Source organism: Streptomyces monashensis (genome assembly GCF_001866665.1).
Classification (GTDB): Bacteria; Actinomycetota; Actinomycetes; order Streptomycetales; family Streptomycetaceae; genus Streptomyces; species Streptomyces monashensis.
In genome coordinates this window covers 38,656-54,809 of record NZ_MLYO01000036.1, presented here as the reverse complement: position 1 = coordinate 54,809, position 16,154 = coordinate 38,656, and the positions used below count along the sequence as shown (strand labels likewise).

Genomic DNA, 16,154 nt, shown 5'->3' with positions numbered 1-16,154 from the left:
CCAACGGCGCGCACCCGGCCCTCACATGCCGACGGCACGTCGTCCGTCGAAGGGGGATCCCGTGCTGCCGGACGCCGACGACCTGCCCGAACTGCTCCTCGACCTCGCCGTGCCGCACGAGGACATCAACGACCTGGTGGCCCGGCGGCGCGGGATCGCCGCCGATCCGGGCCTGCTGCGGCTGGTCGAGGAGGGCGTCGAGGCACTGTTCCACGGTCCGGAGGGGACCGGCCACCCGCCCGACCTCGCGGAACTCTTCGACGCGGCGCCGCAGGAGCTGAGCCGCACGTTCCCCGTCTACGTCTTCCTCGCCGCGGTCCCGCGCACCCTCGCCCGGCACCGGGACCGCGGCATCCCGCCCGAGATCTCCCGCCGCACCCTGGGCGACCTGGGCCGACACATGGCGGCGCACCGCAGACGGCACGGGACGACCGGCGTGCAGGCGCGAGGCTGGCTGGTCCGGCACTTCCGCGGCGAGCTGTACCAGCTGGGCCGGTTGCAGTTCGAGCGGGCGCGGCTCGGGCAGCGCTCGGCACCGGTGATCGCGGCGGCCGGACCGGCCGCGGTGCCCGGCACGCCCTGTCTGAACCTGCACATCCCCGACTTCCACGGCCCGCTGACCCCGGCCGCCTGCGACCGTTCGCTCGCGTGGGCCCGTGAGTTCTTCGCCCGGCACTTCCCCGAGGAGCGGCCGGTGGCGGCGCTGTGCCACTCCTGGCTCCTGGACCGGCAGTTGAGGCGCTATCTGCCGGCCGACTCCAACATCATCCGGTTCCAGGACCGGTTCCGCACCGCCCGCGAGGACACCGAGCCGGCCGACACCGAGCCCGTGCAGTTCGTCTTCGGGGACCCCGGGCTGCCGGTGGCGGAGCTGCCGCGGCGCACGTCGGTGGAGCGTGCGGTGGGGGACCATCTGCGGGCGGGCGGCCACTGGTACATCGGGCACGGATGGTTCCCGTTCCCCGCTGAAGAGCTTCCCCGCTGAAGAGCGCGGGGGCGGGCGCTGGGTAACTCGAACGGGTGAACTGGCGCGGGAGGGGAACGGGCGTGCGGGGACCGGCCGTTGTTCGGGCATGACGGTCGAAATGCGCGAGGGACACGAGGGCACGGGGCCCGGAGCCATCACCCCCGACGGCTGTGCGGTCGAGTTGTACGAGCGGCTGCCGGCGGGCGACGCGCCGGACATCATCGCCGCGGCGGTACCGGCGGGGGCACACATCCTGGAACTGGGCAGCGGAGTGGGCCGGATGACCCACCCCCTGCTCGAGCGGGGCTTCACGGTCACGGCGGTGGACGAGTCCGCCGACATGCTGGCCCGCGTCCGCGGGGCACGCACGGTGTGTGGTCCGATCGAGGAACTGGACCTGGGCGGCGAGAAGTTCGACGTGGTGATGCTGGCGTCGTTCCTCGTACACGCCGGTGACGAGGAGGTACGCCGAGGCCTGCTGCGCACCTGTGCCCGGTATGTGGCGGAGGGCGGCTGGGTGCTCATCCAGCGTGAGGGCGAGGATTACCACACGAACGTGCCGAGGGAGCGGGTCGACCCGAGCGGCTTCACGATACGGATCGCCTCGGTGGAGCCCGCCGGAGACGGGGTGAACTCGGTCCGCGCGGAGTACACGTTCCCGGACGCGGTCTGGACCCAGACCTTCCTGACCCGGCCCCTGACGAAGGAACAGTTCGAGTCGGCACTGGCGGAGGCGGGACTGGAGGTGGACACATACCTGACACCGGACCGGACGTGGGTGCGTGCCGTACCGAAGGCGTAGCGGGCGTTTCGGTGCCGCCACGGACGGTGGGCTGCGAGGCGGAAGGGCAGGGAGGCCGGGGGAACGGAGGCGGAGAGCGATGAGTTTCCGGGACTCGTCGGGTCTACCTCGGTGAAAGCACACGGCACCGCTTCCCCCAGGAGTCCCTCATGTCCCAGACCACCGCTTCCGTCAGCGCCACGACGTCCGCGTCCTCCGCCGGCACGCACACCGGCCGGGCACGGTGGGCCAGGGCCGCACTGCGCGCGGTGCAGGTGCTGCTCGCCCTGTTCTACGGCATCGCGAGCGCCCTGCCCAAGCTCATCGCACACCCCTCCGCCGTCGAGTCCTTCGACAGGATCGGCTGGGGCAGCGGGGCCATGTACACCATCGGTGCGCTCGAACTCGCCGGAGCAGTCGCCCTGTTGATACCGCTGCTCCAGTCCGTGGCGGCGATCGCCCTCAGCGCGCTGATGGTGGGCGCCTTCATCGTCCAGCTCACCGCCTTCCACGGCCAGAACGCGGCGACCCCGCTGATCCTGATGGTGCCGCTCATCGTGATCGCCTGGGCGCGCCGCGGATCCAACCGTGAACTGCTGGGGCTCGTTCGGCGGGGGTGAGCAGCGAACCGCGCGGAGATACTGAGAGGAGAACCGAGAGGAGAGCCAGGAGGGGAGAAGGGCGGCGGATCACCGACCCCGAGAGCGCCCAGCTGATCCATCACGTCAGCCAGCCTGATCGCGCCCACCGGATCCGTCACGCCCGCCAGGCCCACCGGCCTGATCCGGCGCACCGCTTCCATCGGGCCCGCCCGATCCACCAGCCCTGCCCGCTCCGCCGTGTCGGCCCGCACGGCCGCCAGCGCCTCCGGCGTCTACGCGGCCCCCAGTCCCACCGGCGCCCGCACGGCCACCGGCTCCCCTGGACGTGCCACGCCCGCCCGCACCACCGGAGCCACCATGACCCTCACGACCACCACGTCCAGCGCGCTCACCGGCGCCACCGGGGCCGCCAGGTCCGGCGAAGCCTTCAGGCCCCGAGAAGCCTCCGGGACCGCCGAAGCCTCTTGGTCCCGTGAAGCCGCTCGGGGCGCCGGGCAGGGTGTTGAGGCCGCGGAGGCGTTCCATCTCGCGGCGGTCCCGCTTGGTGGGGCGGCCGGTGCCACGGTCGCGGAGGCCGGCCGGGGCCATGGCCTCGCGGGGCGGGGGCGGCGGGGAGTTGTCGATGTAGCACTGGACGGCCACGGGGGCGCCGACCCGCTTGCGGATCAGGCGTTTGACGATCACCACCCGTTCCCGGCCCTCGTGCCGCAGACGCACCTCGTCGCCGACGCGCAGGGAGTAGGCGGGCTTCACCCGCTCGCCGTTCACATGCACGTGGCCGCCCCGGCAGGCGGTGGCGCCGAGGGAACGCGTCTTGATCAGGCGTACGGCCCAGATCCAGCTGTCGATCCGGACCGTTTCGCCGGTCGCCGGTCCCGCTGCCTCGGCGGCGGCCACCGCGGCGGCGATCTCGGGATCGAGGGGTCGGGCGGTCGGTGTTCCGGAGCCTGATACGTCCTGGGCGGGGCTCGTTCCGTCCGGTCCGCCGTTCTCACGGTTCACGTCGTCGTCCGCATCCTCGGAAGCCATGTCCCGACCTTAGCTCCCCGGGCGGACCGAGCCGGTGGTGTTTTTCCGGGGCGCGCTCCGCAGCGCGAGGGGCGCGGCGACCGCGACGGCCGCGAAGGGCTGCCCTCGCTGTCTCGTCGGCCGCACCCCCTGGCTCACCCCGGATGCGTCGTCCCGGCGTACCCCAGAGGCTGATGTCGTTGACCGGACCCGAGTGCAGGATCCGCGCGAGGCACTGTCGGCGCTGGTCGAGCATCTGCGACTGCTCGGACCGTACGGCGTGCCGTTCACCGTCACGCCCGGCGACACCGGCCCCGGATTCGAGGCCGTCACCCGTGGTCCGGCCTATCGGGCGGCGCTCGACGCGCTGGCGCGTGCGTGGGGCGCCGAGCCGGCGCACATCGCCACCGGGGGGCGATCCCGCTGGTCAACGGGCTCGCCAGGGCCGCGCCGGACGCGGAGGCGCTGTTCTTCGGTGCCCAGGACAACCTGTGCAATCTGAACGCCCCGAACGAGCGCGTGCTGCTGTCGGAGCTGCGCGACACGGTCGTGGCGATGTGTGCGTTCGTGGAGAACTATGCGAGCCGCGCGGCCGAGGACCGGGCCAGGGGGACGGATGACGTCGACGGTGCCGGTGTCGGCGTGGGCGTCGGTGTCGGTGGCCACGGACGCCGGGGAGTCGTCGGGGCATACGGTGGCGGTATGGACGACAGCGCTGCCCTCGCCCGGCTCGACCGGCGCGTCGCGGACTGCCGGGCCTGCCCCCGGCTGGTGGAGTGGCGCGAGGAGGTGGCCCGGACGAAGCGGGCCGCGTTCGCCGACTGGACGTACTGGGGGCGGCCGGTGCCCGGCTTCGGCCCGGCCGACGCCCGGCTGGTGATCATCGGGCTAGCCCCCGCCGCGCACGGCGGCAACCGCACCGGCCGCATGTTCACCGGCGACCGCTCCGGGGACGTGCTCTACCAGGCGCTGTACGACGTGGGGCTCGCCTCGCAGCCCACCTCGGTCAGCGCCGACGACGGACTGGAGCTGTACGGCGTCCGCGTCACCGCGCCCGTGCACTGCGCCCCGCCCGCCAACAAGCCGACCCCCGGTGAGCGTGACACCTGCCGCCCCTGGCTGGTCCAGGAGCTGAAGCTGCTGCGCCCGACGCTCAGGGCCGCCGTCGTCCTCGGTGTCTTCGGCTGGCAGGCCGCGCTGCCCGCGTTCGCCGAGGCGGGCTGGGCCATACCCCGGCCGCGCCCGGCCTTCGCCCACGGCACCCGGGTCGCGCTCGACGGCCTCGACCTGTTCGGCTGCTTCCACGTCAGCCAGCGCAACACCTTCACCGGCAGGCTCACCGCCGAGATGCTGCGCGAGGTGCTGCGCGCGGCGGCGCGGGCGGCGCGACTGCCGTAACGCATCTCGGCCGCCTCGGCCGCCTCGGCCACCTCGGCCGGCTCGTCACGTCGGCCGCTCGGTCGCCTCCGTCAGACGGCGTCGTCCCCGAACAGGTGCCGGACCGTGGAGCGGTAGTTGGCGCGGACGTGCTCCAGCGCGTGGGCGCGGGCGCGGTCCGGGTCGCCGGAGGCGATGGCGTCGTACAACTCGCGGTGTTCGCCGAGCAGTTGGGGCCACTCCTCGTTCTGCCGGGTGAGCCAGCGCAGGCGGCCGTCGACCGGTTCCATGACCGAGATGAGCAGGCTGTTGCCGGCCAGGGCGCGGATGCGGTCGTGGAAGCGGGTGTTGATGTCCGTGATCGCCTCGGCGTCCCCCTCCTTCGTCGCCCGCGCCGCCTGCTCCAGCAGCGCGCGCAGCTCCGCCAGGGCCTGCGGCGTCACCCGGCTCGCCGCCAGCCCCGCCGCGTACACCTCCAACGCCTCGCGCAGCTCGAAGAGTTCCCGGACGTCGGTCGGGGTCAGCCGTCGTACGACCGTGCGCCGGGCCGACTCGAACAGCACGAAACCCTCGGCGACCAGTGCGCGGATCGCCTCGCGCACCGGCACCCGTGAGACGCCGAACCGCTCGGCCAGCTCCCGTTCGACGAGGCGGTCACCGGGTGCCAGGCGCCCGCCGATGATGTCCTCCCGCAGGCTCGCCAGGACGCGTTCGCGCACTGCGCCGAGGGGTTCGGTCTTCGTCGTCGTAGAGGCCGTCGTGGGGGTCATGAGCCCATCTTCGCCGACCCGTCGGTGCTTTTACGGGGCTGTAACGGCAACGACATCGGTCCGAACGGTTGACGGCGAGACCATGACGGGAGTTTGGTATACCAAACGGCTGCCGTCCTCCGTCCCCCCTGCTCCTGGAGGCCCCGTGTCCCTCGCCGACCGCGCCGAAGCCACCGGCGCCACCGCGTTCGTTCCCGACCCACGCCTCGTCAACGAGGACCTCGCCCCCGCGAAGCAGCGGAACTGGAAGGTCTTCGACCTGTTCGCCATGTGGATGTCGGACGTCCACAACCTCGGCAACTACACCTTCGCCGCCGGCCTGCTGGTCCTCGGCATGAACGTCTGGCAGGTCTTCACGGCTCTGCTCGCCGGCTTCGTGCTCATCTACGTCGGCATGAACCGCATGGGGAAGATCGGCCAGCGCCACGGTGTGCCGTTCCCCGTGGTCAGCCGCATCAGCTTCGGCATCTGGGGCGCCAACATCCCGGCGCTGATCAGAGCCGTGATCGCCATCATGTGGTACGGCATCCAGACCTATCTGGCCTCCGTCGCCGTCAACGTGATGCTGCTCGCCGCCTGGCCGGGCCTGGCCTCCCTGACCCACCACTCCTTCCTCGGCCTGGACGCGCTCGGCTGGATCTCCTTCGTGTCGCTCTGGCTGCTCCAGTGGGTGATCATCAGCCAGGGCATGGAAGCGGTGCGCAGGTTCCAGGACTTCTGCGGCCCGGTGATCTGGCTGGTGATGATCGCGCTCGCGGTCTGGGTCCTGGCGAAGGCCGGCTGGAGCATCTCGCTCACCTCCACCCCGCACCCGGTGTCCACGGGCGAGCAGTGGCGGCAGTGGTTCGGCGCGATCGGCCTGATCCTCGCCACTTACGGCACGCTGATGCTCAACTTCTGCGACTTCTCCCGCTTCGCGCCCGACTACCGGACCGTCCGGCGCGGCAACTTCTGGGGCCTGCCCGTCAACTCCACCGCCTTCGTCGTCGTCTCGGTGATCGTCACGGCCGGCTCGCTGAAGGCGTTCGGGCAGGCCATCACCGACCCGGCGGAACTCGTCGCGAAGGTGGGCAACACCTGGGTGCTGGTCGTGGCCGCGTTCGCCTTCGCGGTGGCGACCATGGGCGTCAACATCGTCGCCAACTTCGTCTCCCCGGCGTACGACCTCGCCAACGTCTGGCCGCAGAAGATCAGCTTCAAGGTCGGCGGCATGATCAGCACGGTGGCCGCGCTGGTCGTCACCCCCTGGAACCTCTTCTCCAACCCGACCGTCGTCAACTACTTCCTCGGCGGCCTCGGCGCCTTCCTGGGCCCGCTGTTCGGCGTGATCATGATCGACTACTACTGGGTCAAGCGCGGGAAGATCGATGTCGACGCGCTGTTCGACGCCCGGCCGGGCAGCCCGTATCACTACCGCAGGGGCGTCAACCCCCGGGCGCTGTGGGCGTTCCTGCCCTCCGCGGCGGTCGCGGCCGTGCTGGCGCTGGTGAAGAGCTTCAGCGACGCGGCGCCGTACTCCTGGTTCATCGGCACCGCGCTCGGCGCCGGTCTCTACGCGCTGCTCAACCGGCGTGACCGCGCGGACCGCACGACGCGGGAGGCCTGACGAGCGTGCGGATCATCGTCACCAACTGCAACACCACGCAGGAGATGACCGAGGAGATCGTGCGAGGTGCCCGGGCCGCCGTCGGCCCGGGCACCACCGTCACCGGTCTGACCCCCGACTGGGGCCCCGCGTCCGCCGAGGGCTGGCTCGACAGCTACCTCTCGGCGGCGGCCGTCCTCGACACCCTGCGCACCTACGACGGTCCCGCGTACGACGCCGTCGTGCTGGCCGGCTTCGGCGAGCACGGCAGGGAGGGCGTGCGCGAACTGGTCGACGTCCCCGTCGTGGACATCACGGAGGCCGCCGCCCACCTGGCCTGTCTGCTCGGCCGCCGCTACGGCGTCGTCACCACCCTCGACCGCTCCCGCGGCCAGATCGAGGACAGCCTGGAGACCGCCGGCGTGGCCCGCAACTGCGCCGCCGTCGTCGGCACCGGCCTCGGGGTCCTCGACCTCGCCGAGGACCCCGGCCGCACCGAGTCCGCGTTCCTGTCCGCGGCCGAGCGGGCCCGGGACGCCGGCGCCGAAGTCCTGGTGCTGGGCTGCGCCGGGATGACGGGTCTGCAGCGGACGGTGGGCGAGAAGCTCGGGCTGCCGGTGGTCGACGGCGTGGCCGCGGCGGTCCGGCTCGCCGAGTCCCTGGTCGCCCTGGGCCTGACGACCAGCCGGGCGGGCGGCTACGAGAAGCCGCTGCCGAAGGAGCGGAGGTGGGGGCGGCCCCGCACCGATCAGTAGGGGTCAGCCCTGGGGGCGCCAGACGTACCGCACATCGGGCTCCCGCTCCTCGTTTCCGCTGCCGTCGGTGAACTCGACGGCCGTGAAGCCGTGCCGCTCGTAGAAACGGTGGGCGGGCTCGTTGACCTGGAAGGTCCACAGGGCCAGCCCGCCCGGGCTGCGCTCCTTGGCCAGCGCGACGAACCGGTCGCCGATTCCGCGCCCTCGCCAGTCCGGGTCCAGGTACAGCTGGGACAGCAACTCCCCGTGCAGCACCATCAGTCCGACGATCCCGCGCTCGGCCGCCTCCGCCACCCAGGTCTCCCGCGACGGCACGACGACGTCCCGGATGTACTCCCGCACCTCGTCGTCGCTGCGCGGCCGGACGACGGTGGGCAGCGCGACACGGAAGGACCGCAGCCACACCTCGGCGGCGGCCCGGGCATCCGCCGCCACGGCCCGGCGCAGTACGACCTCCTCCGTCACCGCTGCTTCTGCCTCTCCGGCACCACGGCCGTGGCTGTGATCTCCACCAACTGTCCGGGGTACCCGAGACAAGCGACCCCGACCAACGTGGACGAGTGCGGCCCCGCGCTCAGCCCCGAGGCCTCGACCACGTCCCACACCGCCGACAGCACGGCGGGCTCCGTGCTCACCACGTACACCTCGGTCACGACCACATGCGCCAAGTCGCTTCCCACGGCGTCGAGTTGCTCCCGCAGGTTCCCGATCACCTGCTCGGCCTGCCGCACGGGGTCACCGGGGCCGACGATCCCCCCGTGCGCGTCGAGCGGCACGGAGCCTGCGAGAAAGGCGAGCCTGGTGCCCGCCTCCACCACCGAGGCATGTGCGTAGGCGGGCGGTGGGAAGAGGCCGGGCGCGTTCACTCGGCGGATCATGGCGACTCCTCGGACAGTGGCTCGACAACCTCCCGATCATCCGCGCCCGTCGGCGTCGACGCATCCTGATTTCCCGGTGGCGACGGGCGATCGAGCGGGGCGGAGGGGAGTCACGCGCGAGCGGGCACGCCGCGCCGGGACCGACGTGGAGCACCAGCGTGTGCAAGGCCCAGCGGTCGTCCGGGCGAGGGAAGGCGATGACGTGTGGTGGCGCAAACGCGAAGGACGATGTGATCAGCCTTCACTGCCCCGCTGACCCGCGGGGGGGGGGGTGCCCCACGTCCGCCCCGGCCGAGCGGGGTACCGGAAGGTCGATGAGGTCACCGACCCCCGCCACCTCCTGCAGCGTCCGCGCCAGGGACGCCAGCGTGCGCCGTACCTCCGCGATCTCGTCGCGCAGTGCGTCCGCGTGCTCCCACTCCCGCTCCCACGCCACCGGATCCCGGCCCTCCGGCCGGCGGGACTCGTACGCGGTGAGCCGGGGATGCCACGACGACAGGAGCGGGCGCAGGACGCGGTTGAGGACGGTGACCGCGAGGACTCCGAAGCTGACGTGGCCGGGTGAGAGGCGTGGGGCCACGTCGGGGCCGTAGCGGCGCAGGATCTCGCGGGTCGTACGGAAGAACGTGTAGAAGGAGGAGAGGGCCTCACGCAGAAACCCCTCGTCGCGGCCCAGCTCCTCCACCGAGACCCGGGTCACCAACTCCAGATACAGCTCCCAGGCCGCACTGCGCTCCGCGTCGGCGGGCTCCCAGGTGCCGGAGATCTCGCCGACGAACGGGATCGTCAGCTTGGCCGTGATCTGCGAGGGACCACTCGGTCGCCGCCTGCGCTGCCTGTGTGCCATGATCGCCCTCCCCTGTACCCACAGTAGGGTAAGCCGTCGTGTGGGATGTCTTCCTCAGCTACAGCCGCGGTGATGTGGAGCGGGTACGCCTGCTCGTCCGTGCGCTGCGCGACGGCGGGCTGACGGTGTTCACCGACGAGACCGGCGTCGCGTCCTTCGCCGGCATCAGCGACACCATCCGGCGCGAACTGGGCCGTTCCAAGGCGTTGCTGGCGTACTACTCGGCCGCCTACCCGGAACGGGAGGCCTGCCAGTGGGAGCTGACGACCGCCTATCTCGCGGGCCTCGAGGAGGGCGATCCGCGGCGCCGGGTCATGGTCGTCAACCCGGAGCCCACCACCGGGCACATCCACCCCGTCGAACTCCGCGACGCCCGGCACGCCTCCGCCGACGATCCCGCCGGCCTCGTGGCCGACGTACGCGAGCATGTCGCACGGCTGGCCCGGCCCATGACCCTCCGGGAGCGCGGCAGCGGGCAGGGCCGGTTCCGGGCGCCGGAGCCGCACCCCGGGTTCGTCGGGCGGCTCTCCGAACTCTGGCGCGTGCACTCCGCGCTGCACGCCCACGCGGCGCCCCTCACCGTCGGCCGGTCAGCCACCCGCACGGTGCAGATCCGGGGCATGGCGGGGATCGGCAAGACGCTCCTCGCCGAGGAGTACGCGTTCCGTTTCGAGGCGGCGTACCCCGGCGGTGTGTTCCGGCTGGACGGACGGGACTACGACGCGTCCCTGCGCGCATGCGGTCTGAGCGGCCGGGCCCCGTCCCTCTCCCCGTACTTCGACGCCGTCGGCGAACCGTTCCTGTGGATCGTCGACGGCACCCCGGAGGGAGCGCCCCTGCGGACCATCGCGGCGATGGCGGCATCGCATCCGCTCGGGCACACCGTGTTCACCCTGCGCAGCCGCGCGTACCCCGCCCTCGGCGCGCCGGTCGACCTGGGGCCGCTGGACGACCGACATGCCCGCCAACTCGTCGGCGGCGACGGCGCGTTGGCCGAGGCCGTCGACGGTCATCCGCTCGCCCTGGCGCTGCTGGGCCGCGCGCTGCAGGCGGGCCATCGCGCCCAGGATCTGTACGACCGGCTGCACGCCCGGGGCGGATCCCTCCTCGACACGCTCGCCGGCGACGACGTCACGGCGGCCGTCGTCCATGACGTGGACACCGCCGACGCGAAGGACGTACTGCGCTGCGCGGCGGCTCTGCACCCGCTGCCGGTGACCACCGAGGACGTGGGCCGGGTACTGGCCGCCGTCGACCAGGTGCCGCGGGTCGTGGCGGGCCGGCGCGCGGGCAACGGCATCGCGGAACTGCGCACGCGCAGCCTGCTCACCCCGGCCGCCGAAGCGGCCCGGGGCTGTGCGGGCGGCGACCGCTGGTCCCTCCACCCCGTGACGCTGCACGCCTGGCACCAGCACGATCCCGCGCCCGCCCGCACCGAAGCCCTGCGGCGCGCGGCCCTGCGGACCCTCTGCGGCCACCGCGAGCCGGTTACGCTGGCCCTACCCGGAAGCCGTAGGGAGGCCCTCGTGTCAGCAGCCCCCAGCGAGTCGGAGCGGATGGCGGCCTTCGACATCCAGGTCGAGCTGGTCACCCGGATCGGTGTGCAGGAACTGGCGCCTGGCACGGGAAGCCTGCGCGAGGCTCTGTCGTCGCTGAAGTCGCTCATCGACTTCACCCGCAGCACGCTGCACACCTACAGCATCCGTCTGGAACAGGGCAGGGCCGGAAGCACCGACACGGTGCAGAACCTGGCCTACGTCCTGGTCAACGACACCATCCGCCCTTTCACCGCCACCTGGCACCCCCGGCTCGCCGCGTACGAGGCCCGCCGCCCCGCCGACGTCGCGCCGCTCGACCACGAACTCGGCTGGCCGCAGGCCTCGGACATGCGGGCGGACCTCGCGGCACTGCGCGAGCCGCTGCGGCGCATCGCGGAGGGCCTCGCGGAAATCTCAGGAGCGGACTTCGGCACGGCCGCGGCACGCTGACGGCATGCAGCAGTCTTCCGGCCCCGAGTTCCTCGCCGCCACCGCCGACCGCCTCGCCTCCCTCCCCGGCGTGCGGGCCGTAGCCCTCGGCGGTTCTCGGGCGCAGGGCACCCACCGGGACGACAGTGACTGGGACCTGGCCGTCTACTACCGCGGCCCCTTCGACCCGAACGACCTGCGGGCCGTCGGCTGGGAGGGCGAGGTGTCGGAGGTCGGCGGCTGGGGCGGCGGGGTGTTCAACGGCGGGGCCTGGCTGACGATCGACGGGCGGCGGGTCGACGTGCACTACCGGGATCTCGAGGTGGTCGAGTACGAGCTGGCCGAGGCGGAGGAGGGACGGTTCCGGGTGGAGCCGCTGCTCTTCCACCTGGCCGGCATCCCCACCTATCTGCTGGTGGCCGAACTGGCCGTCAACCAGGTTCTGTACGGCAGCCTGCCCCGCCCTGCGGCCTACCCGGGCAAGCTTCGCGTCACCGCAGCCGAGCGCTGGCAGGGCACCGCCCGCGCCACCCTCGACTACGCCAGGACCAACCACGCCCCGCACAGCCGCCTCACCGAGACTGCCGGGGCCATCGCCACGGCCGCCGCCCAGGCCGCGCACGGGGTCCTCGCCGCACGAGGAGAGTGGGTGACCAACGAGAAGCGCCTGCTGGAGCGGGCCGGGCTGCGCACCGTGGACAGCGTCCTCGCGTCACTTTCCGCGGGAACGGGCCCGGACACCCTGGGCCGCGCGATCGACCGGGCCCAGGCCCTCTTCGAGAGGGCGAGGCGGGAAGCCGGGAACCCGCCGCGGACCGAACCGGGTGGCGGCGCAGCCTACGCCTGATCGTCGTCGATCGACGTACGCCGAAGGGGCCGCCGGAGCAGAGGAGACCGGCAAGGGCCGATCCCGAATTCCGCCGGTCTCCAGCAGTCAATTGCGTTCATAAAGAAACCCGCCCACGCGGCACCTTTCACACGTGTGAAACCTGATCGCCCGGTTCGCACAGCGAACGCGCCCTAGCGTGGAATCACAGCCGCCCGGCCACCGTCGTCCGAAGGCCCGTCCCGCCCTCGCCCTGACGACAGGAGACCCGTGTCCCGGCCCGCCGCACCCCTCTGGCTCGCCCACGCCCTGCGCGCCCAGCGCGGCCCCGTGCCCTGGAGCGCGGTGATCCGGGGTGCGCTCGCGGCCGGGCCGCTGCTGCTCGCCGGGCTGCTGGCCGACCGGCTGCCCAGCGGTGTCCTCGCCGCCATCGCCGCGATGCTCGCCGGCATCAACGACCGCCCCGGTAGCCGGCGCGCCTGCGTCAGGCGGCTCGGGATGCCCGCGCTGGCCGGTGCGCTCGGGCTGCTCGCGGGGACGTACGCCGGGCTGGGACTGGCCGCCGTACCGCTCACCCTGGTGCTCACCCTGCTGGGGCTGGTGGCCGGCGGCGTCAGTGCCGTCGGGCCCGTCGCCTCCGCCGCCGGGACGCAGCTGCTCGTGGGAGCCGCGCTCGGCGCCGGGATGCCCGCGGCCGCGAGCGGCTGGCAGCGGGCGCTCGCCTTCCTCGCCGGGGCCGGCTGGCTGATCCTGCTGCGGCTCGCGCTGCCCACGCCCGGTTCGCTCGCCGGGGACTTCCGGTTCGACGGGGAACGGGAGGCGGTCGCCGACGTGTACGGCGCCGTCGCCGATCTGCTCGACGCCGTGGGCGGTGACCTCGCCCCCGCACGGCGGGCCGCGCTGACGGCCGCGCTCGACCATGCGCAGGACGCCCTCGCCGGACCCCGGTTGCGCCGGTACGCGAGCTCCGCCGCCGAGCGCCGGCTGCACGCCCAGTACATGGCCGCGCTGCCCCTCGCCGAGGCCGCCACCGCGCTGTTCTGGGCGGGGGAGCCGCTCTCCGCGCGGGCTGCGGACGGGCCCCGCAGGCTCGCCGCCGCGGTCCGCGGCAACACCGGCACCGGTCCGCTGCCCGCCCCCAGCCGGTCCGTACCCGCCCTGCGCGCCCTGGACGACGCCCTGCTGCGCGCCGCCGAGGCCTTCGACCGGGCCGAGGGCCCGCACCAGCGGCTGCCCACCCGGCGGCGCGGCCTCCGGGACGCCCTGCGCGCCGCGTTCGGCACCGGCGGACGCGAGTACGGGCTGCGCGTCGCCCTCTGCTTCGGGGCCAGCGCCGCCATCGCCCAGGCGCTGCACCACACCCGCTGGTACGGCCAGCACCAGCACTGGTACTGGCTGCCCGCCACCGCCGTCTTCCTCGTCAAGCCCGACCTCGGGCCGCTCGCCTCCCGGGTGCTGTGCCGGGCCGCGGGGACGGTGCTGGGCGCCCTGGTGTTCGCCGGGTTCGCCGCGCTGCTGCCGCGCCCGGCGGGGCTGATCGCGCTCGTCGCGGTCTGCGGGGCGCTCGTCCCGGTCGCCGCCCGGCACTTCGCCGCGCTGACCGCCGTCGTCACCGTCCTCGTCCTCGCCCTCGTCATGGTCGGCGGCGAACCGCAGGCCTGCGCCGGCCGGATCGGCGAGACGCTGCTCGCCTGCGCGCTCGTGCTCGTCGTCGGGCATCTGCCGATGCCGGGGGAGCGGGGCGCCGGGGTGCGGGCCCGGCTCGCGACGGCCGGCCGCGCCGCGCACGCCTACCTCGTGCACGTCCTCGGCGAGTCCGGCGGCCGCGGCGACTCCGGCGACCTCGGCGAGCCCGCCACCCGCGTCGCGCGCGAGTCCGTCGGTGCCCGCGCCGCGCACGAGCCCGCCCACCACGCCGCGCGCGAGTCCTTCGACACCCGCGCCGAGCGCTGGGCGCTGCGCCGGGAGGCCTACCGCACCCTCGCCGAGGCCCGCACCGCCATCGCGCTCGCCGCCGCCGAACTGCCCGCCCTGGCCCGGCACACCGCGGGCACCGAGGCCGTCGCGGAAGTTCTGGAGCGACTTGTCGACACGACCACCGCCTGCGCCGTACACCTCGACGACACCGGCCGCCTCACGCCCCGGCACGTCGAGCAACTACAGGACGTGCTGGGCGAGTTGGGAATCCAGGGGATCAAGGTGCCCCTGCCCGCCGCCGCGTAGCCGGCCGGTGGCCGCACAGCGGCCCCGCGCGCCGCTCCCGCCGATCACGTCATCACCGGCCGCCGCCGTGCGCGAACCACCGCCCATCGGGCGGATCGACGCGCGCGGGCAGGTGGCGATGCCGGGGGCCGATGCCGAGACCGGTCGACTGCCGCGCGATCGCGCCGACGGCGGCCCTGCGCCCCCTCCGGGAACCGTGCCCGGCCCGGCACCGGCCCCGCCCGCCACAGCCTCGCCCTCGATCTTCCTTCCGCCGCGCGGGAGTTGGAGCGTCCCGTGTCCGCGCTCACCGACCGTGGACACGGGCGGCGCAGCCAGGAGGACGACACCTGACGCCCCGTAGGCTGAGGATCATGGAACTCGCGGACGACCTCGTCTCCCACCCCTACGACGTCTACCGGCGGCTGCGCGCCACCGCACCCGTGCACCGCATCACCGGCCCCGACGGCACCGCCGCCTGGCTCGTGACCCGGTACGAGGACGTCCGGGCCGCGCTCGCCGACCCCCGGCTGTCACTGGACAAGCGGCACGCGTCGGCCGGCGCCTACAAGGGGTTCTCGCTGCCGCCCGCCCTCGACGCCAACCTCCTCAACATGGACCCGCCGGACCACACCCGCATCCGGCGCCTGGTCGGCCGCGCCTTCACCCCGCGCCGCGTCCAGCAGCTGCGCGGACCTGTCCGCCGTACCGCCGACGAACTCCTCGACTCCCTCGGCCCGCACGGCAGCACGGACCTGGTCGCCTCCTACGCCGCCCCGCTGCCCGTCACCGTCATCTGCGACCTGCTCGGCGTGCCGGCCGGCCATCGCCCGGACTTCCGGATCTGGACCGATGCCCTGGTCGCCCCGGACCCGGCACGCCCCGAGGCCGCCAAGGAGGCGGTGGTCGCCATGCTCGGCTTCTTCACCGGCCTCCTCGCCGCCAAGCGTGCCCAGCCCGCCGACGACCTCCTGTCCGACCTGATCGCCGTACGCGACGAGGGCGACCGGCTCAGCGAGGACGAGCTGATGTCGCTGGCCTTCCTCATCCTCTTCGCCGGGTACGAGAACACGGTCCAGCTCATCGGCAACGCCGTGCTCGCCCTCCTGCAGCATCCGGACCAACTCGCCGCCCTGCGTGAGGATCCGGCGCGGATCCCGGCCGCCGTGGAGGAGTTGGTGCGCTTCGAGGGGCCCGCGCTGCTCGGCATCCGCCGCTTCCCGGTCGAGGACGTGACGATCGCCGGGGTGACCATCCCGGCGGGCGAGACGGTCTGGGTCTCGCCGGCCGCCGCCAACCGCGACCCCGAGCGCTTCCCCGACCCCGACCGCCTCGACCTCTCCCGCGACGCCACCGGGCATCTCGCTCTCGGGTACGGCATCCACTACTGCCTCGGCGCGCCCCTGGCCCGCGCGGAGGTGGAGATCGCCCTCGCCGCCCTGCTGGAACGCTTCCCCGAACTCGCCCTGGCGGAGGGTGATCCGACCTGGCGCCGGTCGATGCGCGCCCGGGGGCTGACAGCCTTGCCCGTGACCTACTGACGGCCCCCGAGGCGTCGGTCGTCGACGGCGTCGTCATCGAAGGCGCCG

The 16,154-nt window shown here is 73.5% G+C and carries 14 protein-coding genes and 1 pseudogene; 10 read left to right on the top strand and 5 right to left on the bottom strand.

All coding sequences use genetic code 11. The features are described 5' to 3' along the window. Nucleotides 1–61: 61 nt before the first annotated feature. The 3 genes from BIV23_RS22515 to BIV23_RS22505 all read left to right on the top strand — a co-directional run bounded on the left by BIV23_RS22515 (nt 62) and on the right by BIV23_RS22505 (nt 2,368). Complete coding sequence (locus BIV23_RS22515; RefSeq protein WP_071382730.1) at nt 62–985, top strand: acyltransferase domain-containing protein; 924 nt, start codon at nt 62–64, stop codon at nt 983–985. Nucleotides 986–1,085: 100 nt separating this feature from the next. Further along, nucleotides 1,086–1,769, top strand: coding sequence for a class I SAM-dependent methyltransferase (locus BIV23_RS22510; protein WP_071382729.1), 684 nt, complete (start codon nt 1,086–1,088; stop codon nt 1,767–1,769). Between the two features lie 149 nt (nt 1,770–1,918). Beyond that, nucleotides 1,919–2,368, top strand: coding sequence for a DoxX family protein (locus tag BIV23_RS22505; protein WP_071382728.1), 450 nt, complete (start codon nt 1,919–1,921; stop codon nt 2,366–2,368). 267 nt (nt 2,369–2,635) lie between these two features. On the opposite strand, the pseudogene BIV23_RS46535 reads toward BIV23_RS22505, so the two are convergent. Then, nucleotides 2,636–3,379, bottom strand: a pseudogene (locus tag BIV23_RS46535) (RNA-binding S4 domain-containing protein); the annotation flags it as partial. A 681-nt stretch (nt 3,380–4,060) separates the two neighbouring features. Between BIV23_RS46535 and BIV23_RS22495 the strand changes: the two are divergent. Next, nucleotides 4,061–4,756 carry a uracil-DNA glycosylase gene (locus tag BIV23_RS22495; protein ID WP_071382908.1) on the top strand — a complete coding sequence of 232 codons (696 nt, stop codon included), beginning with the start codon at nt 4,061–4,063 and terminating at the stop codon, nt 4,754–4,756. Between the two features lie 71 nt (nt 4,757–4,827). Here BIV23_RS22495 and BIV23_RS22490 read toward each other — a convergent pair whose 3' ends face one another. Further along, nucleotides 4,828–5,505, bottom strand: coding sequence for a GntR family transcriptional regulator (locus tag BIV23_RS22490; protein WP_071382726.1), 678 nt, complete (start codon nt 5,503–5,505; stop codon nt 4,828–4,830). Between the two features lie 145 nt (nt 5,506–5,650). On the opposite strand from BIV23_RS22490, the gene BIV23_RS22485 reads away from it, so the two are divergent. Further along, on the top strand, nt 5,651–7,111 hold the full coding sequence (locus BIV23_RS22485) for an NCS1 family nucleobase:cation symporter-1 (RefSeq protein WP_071382725.1): 1,461 nt from the start codon (nt 5,651–5,653) through the stop codon (nt 7,109–7,111). A gap of 5 nt (nt 7,112–7,116) precedes the next feature. Next, nucleotides 7,117–7,845 carry an aspartate/glutamate racemase family protein gene (locus BIV23_RS22480; RefSeq protein ID WP_071382724.1) on the top strand — a complete coding sequence of 243 codons (729 nt, stop codon included), beginning with the start codon at nt 7,117–7,119 and terminating at the stop codon, nt 7,843–7,845. A gap of 3 nt (nt 7,846–7,848) precedes the next feature. Here the strand turns inward: BIV23_RS22480 and BIV23_RS22475 are convergent, their stop codons facing one another. The 3 genes from BIV23_RS22475 to BIV23_RS22465 all read right to left on the bottom strand — a co-directional run bounded on the left by BIV23_RS22475 (nt 7,849) and on the right by BIV23_RS22465 (nt 9,570). After that, nucleotides 7,849–8,310, bottom strand: coding sequence for a GNAT family N-acetyltransferase (locus BIV23_RS22475; protein ID WP_071382723.1), 462 nt, complete (start codon nt 8,308–8,310; stop codon nt 7,849–7,851). Beyond that, nucleotides 8,307–8,723: a RidA family protein gene (locus BIV23_RS22470; RefSeq protein WP_071382722.1), complete on the bottom strand. Its 417-nt coding sequence runs from the start codon at nt 8,721–8,723 to the stop codon at nt 8,307–8,309. The genes BIV23_RS22475 and BIV23_RS22470 overlap by 4 nt, the downstream gene beginning before the upstream one ends. Before the next feature lie 241 nt (nt 8,724–8,964). Then, nucleotides 8,965–9,570: a hypothetical protein gene (locus tag BIV23_RS22465; RefSeq protein WP_071382721.1), complete on the bottom strand. Its 606-nt coding sequence runs from the start codon at nt 9,568–9,570 to the stop codon at nt 8,965–8,967. Nucleotides 9,571–9,608: 38 nt separating this feature from the next. On the opposite strand from BIV23_RS22465, the gene BIV23_RS46525 reads away from it, so the two are divergent. The 4 genes from BIV23_RS46525 to BIV23_RS22445 all read left to right on the top strand — a co-directional run bounded on the left by BIV23_RS46525 (nt 9,609) and on the right by BIV23_RS22445 (nt 16,106). Further along, nucleotides 9,609–11,558, top strand: coding sequence for a toll/interleukin-1 receptor domain-containing protein (locus tag BIV23_RS46525; protein WP_079173296.1), 1,950 nt, complete (start codon nt 9,609–9,611; stop codon nt 11,556–11,558). Between the two features lie 4 nt (nt 11,559–11,562). Next, nucleotides 11,563–12,384: a nucleotidyltransferase domain-containing protein gene (locus BIV23_RS22455; RefSeq protein WP_071382720.1), complete on the top strand. Its 822-nt coding sequence runs from the start codon at nt 11,563–11,565 to the stop codon at nt 12,382–12,384. A gap of 249 nt (nt 12,385–12,633) precedes the next feature. Beyond that, nucleotides 12,634–14,586 carry an FUSC family protein gene (locus BIV23_RS22450; RefSeq protein ID WP_177239997.1) on the top strand — a complete coding sequence of 651 codons (1,953 nt, stop codon included), beginning with the start codon at nt 12,634–12,636 and terminating at the stop codon, nt 14,584–14,586. 353 nt (nt 14,587–14,939) lie between these two features. After that, nucleotides 14,940–16,106, top strand: coding sequence for a cytochrome P450 family protein (locus BIV23_RS22445; RefSeq protein WP_071382719.1), 1,167 nt, complete (start codon nt 14,940–14,942; stop codon nt 16,104–16,106). Nucleotides 16,107–16,154 lie beyond the last annotated feature (48 nt).

Coding starts and splice junctions, on each gene's coding strand:
- BIV23_RS22470 (WP_071382722.1), bottom strand. CDS start 8,723: ATGATCCGCCGAGTGAACGCGCCCGGCCTCTTCCCACCGCCCGCCTAC.
- BIV23_RS22455 (WP_071382720.1), top strand. CDS start 11,563: ATGCAGCAGTCTTCCGGCCCCGAGTTCCTCGCCGCCACCGCCGACCGC.
- BIV23_RS22445 (WP_071382719.1), top strand. CDS start 14,940: ATGGAACTCGCGGACGACCTCGTCTCCCACCCCTACGACGTCTACCGG.
- BIV23_RS22510 (WP_071382729.1), top strand. CDS start 1,086: ATGCGCGAGGGACACGAGGGCACGGGGCCCGGAGCCATCACCCCCGAC.
- BIV23_RS22495 (WP_071382908.1), top strand. CDS start 4,061: ATGGACGACAGCGCTGCCCTCGCCCGGCTCGACCGGCGCGTCGCGGAC.
- BIV23_RS22465 (WP_071382721.1), bottom strand. CDS start 9,570: ATGGCACACAGGCAGCGCAGGCGGCGACCGAGTGGTCCCTCGCAGATC.
- BIV23_RS22505 (WP_071382728.1), top strand. CDS start 1,919: ATGTCCCAGACCACCGCTTCCGTCAGCGCCACGACGTCCGCGTCCTCC.
- BIV23_RS22490 (WP_071382726.1), bottom strand. CDS start 5,505: ATGACCCCCACGACGGCCTCTACGACGACGAAGACCGAACCCCTCGGC.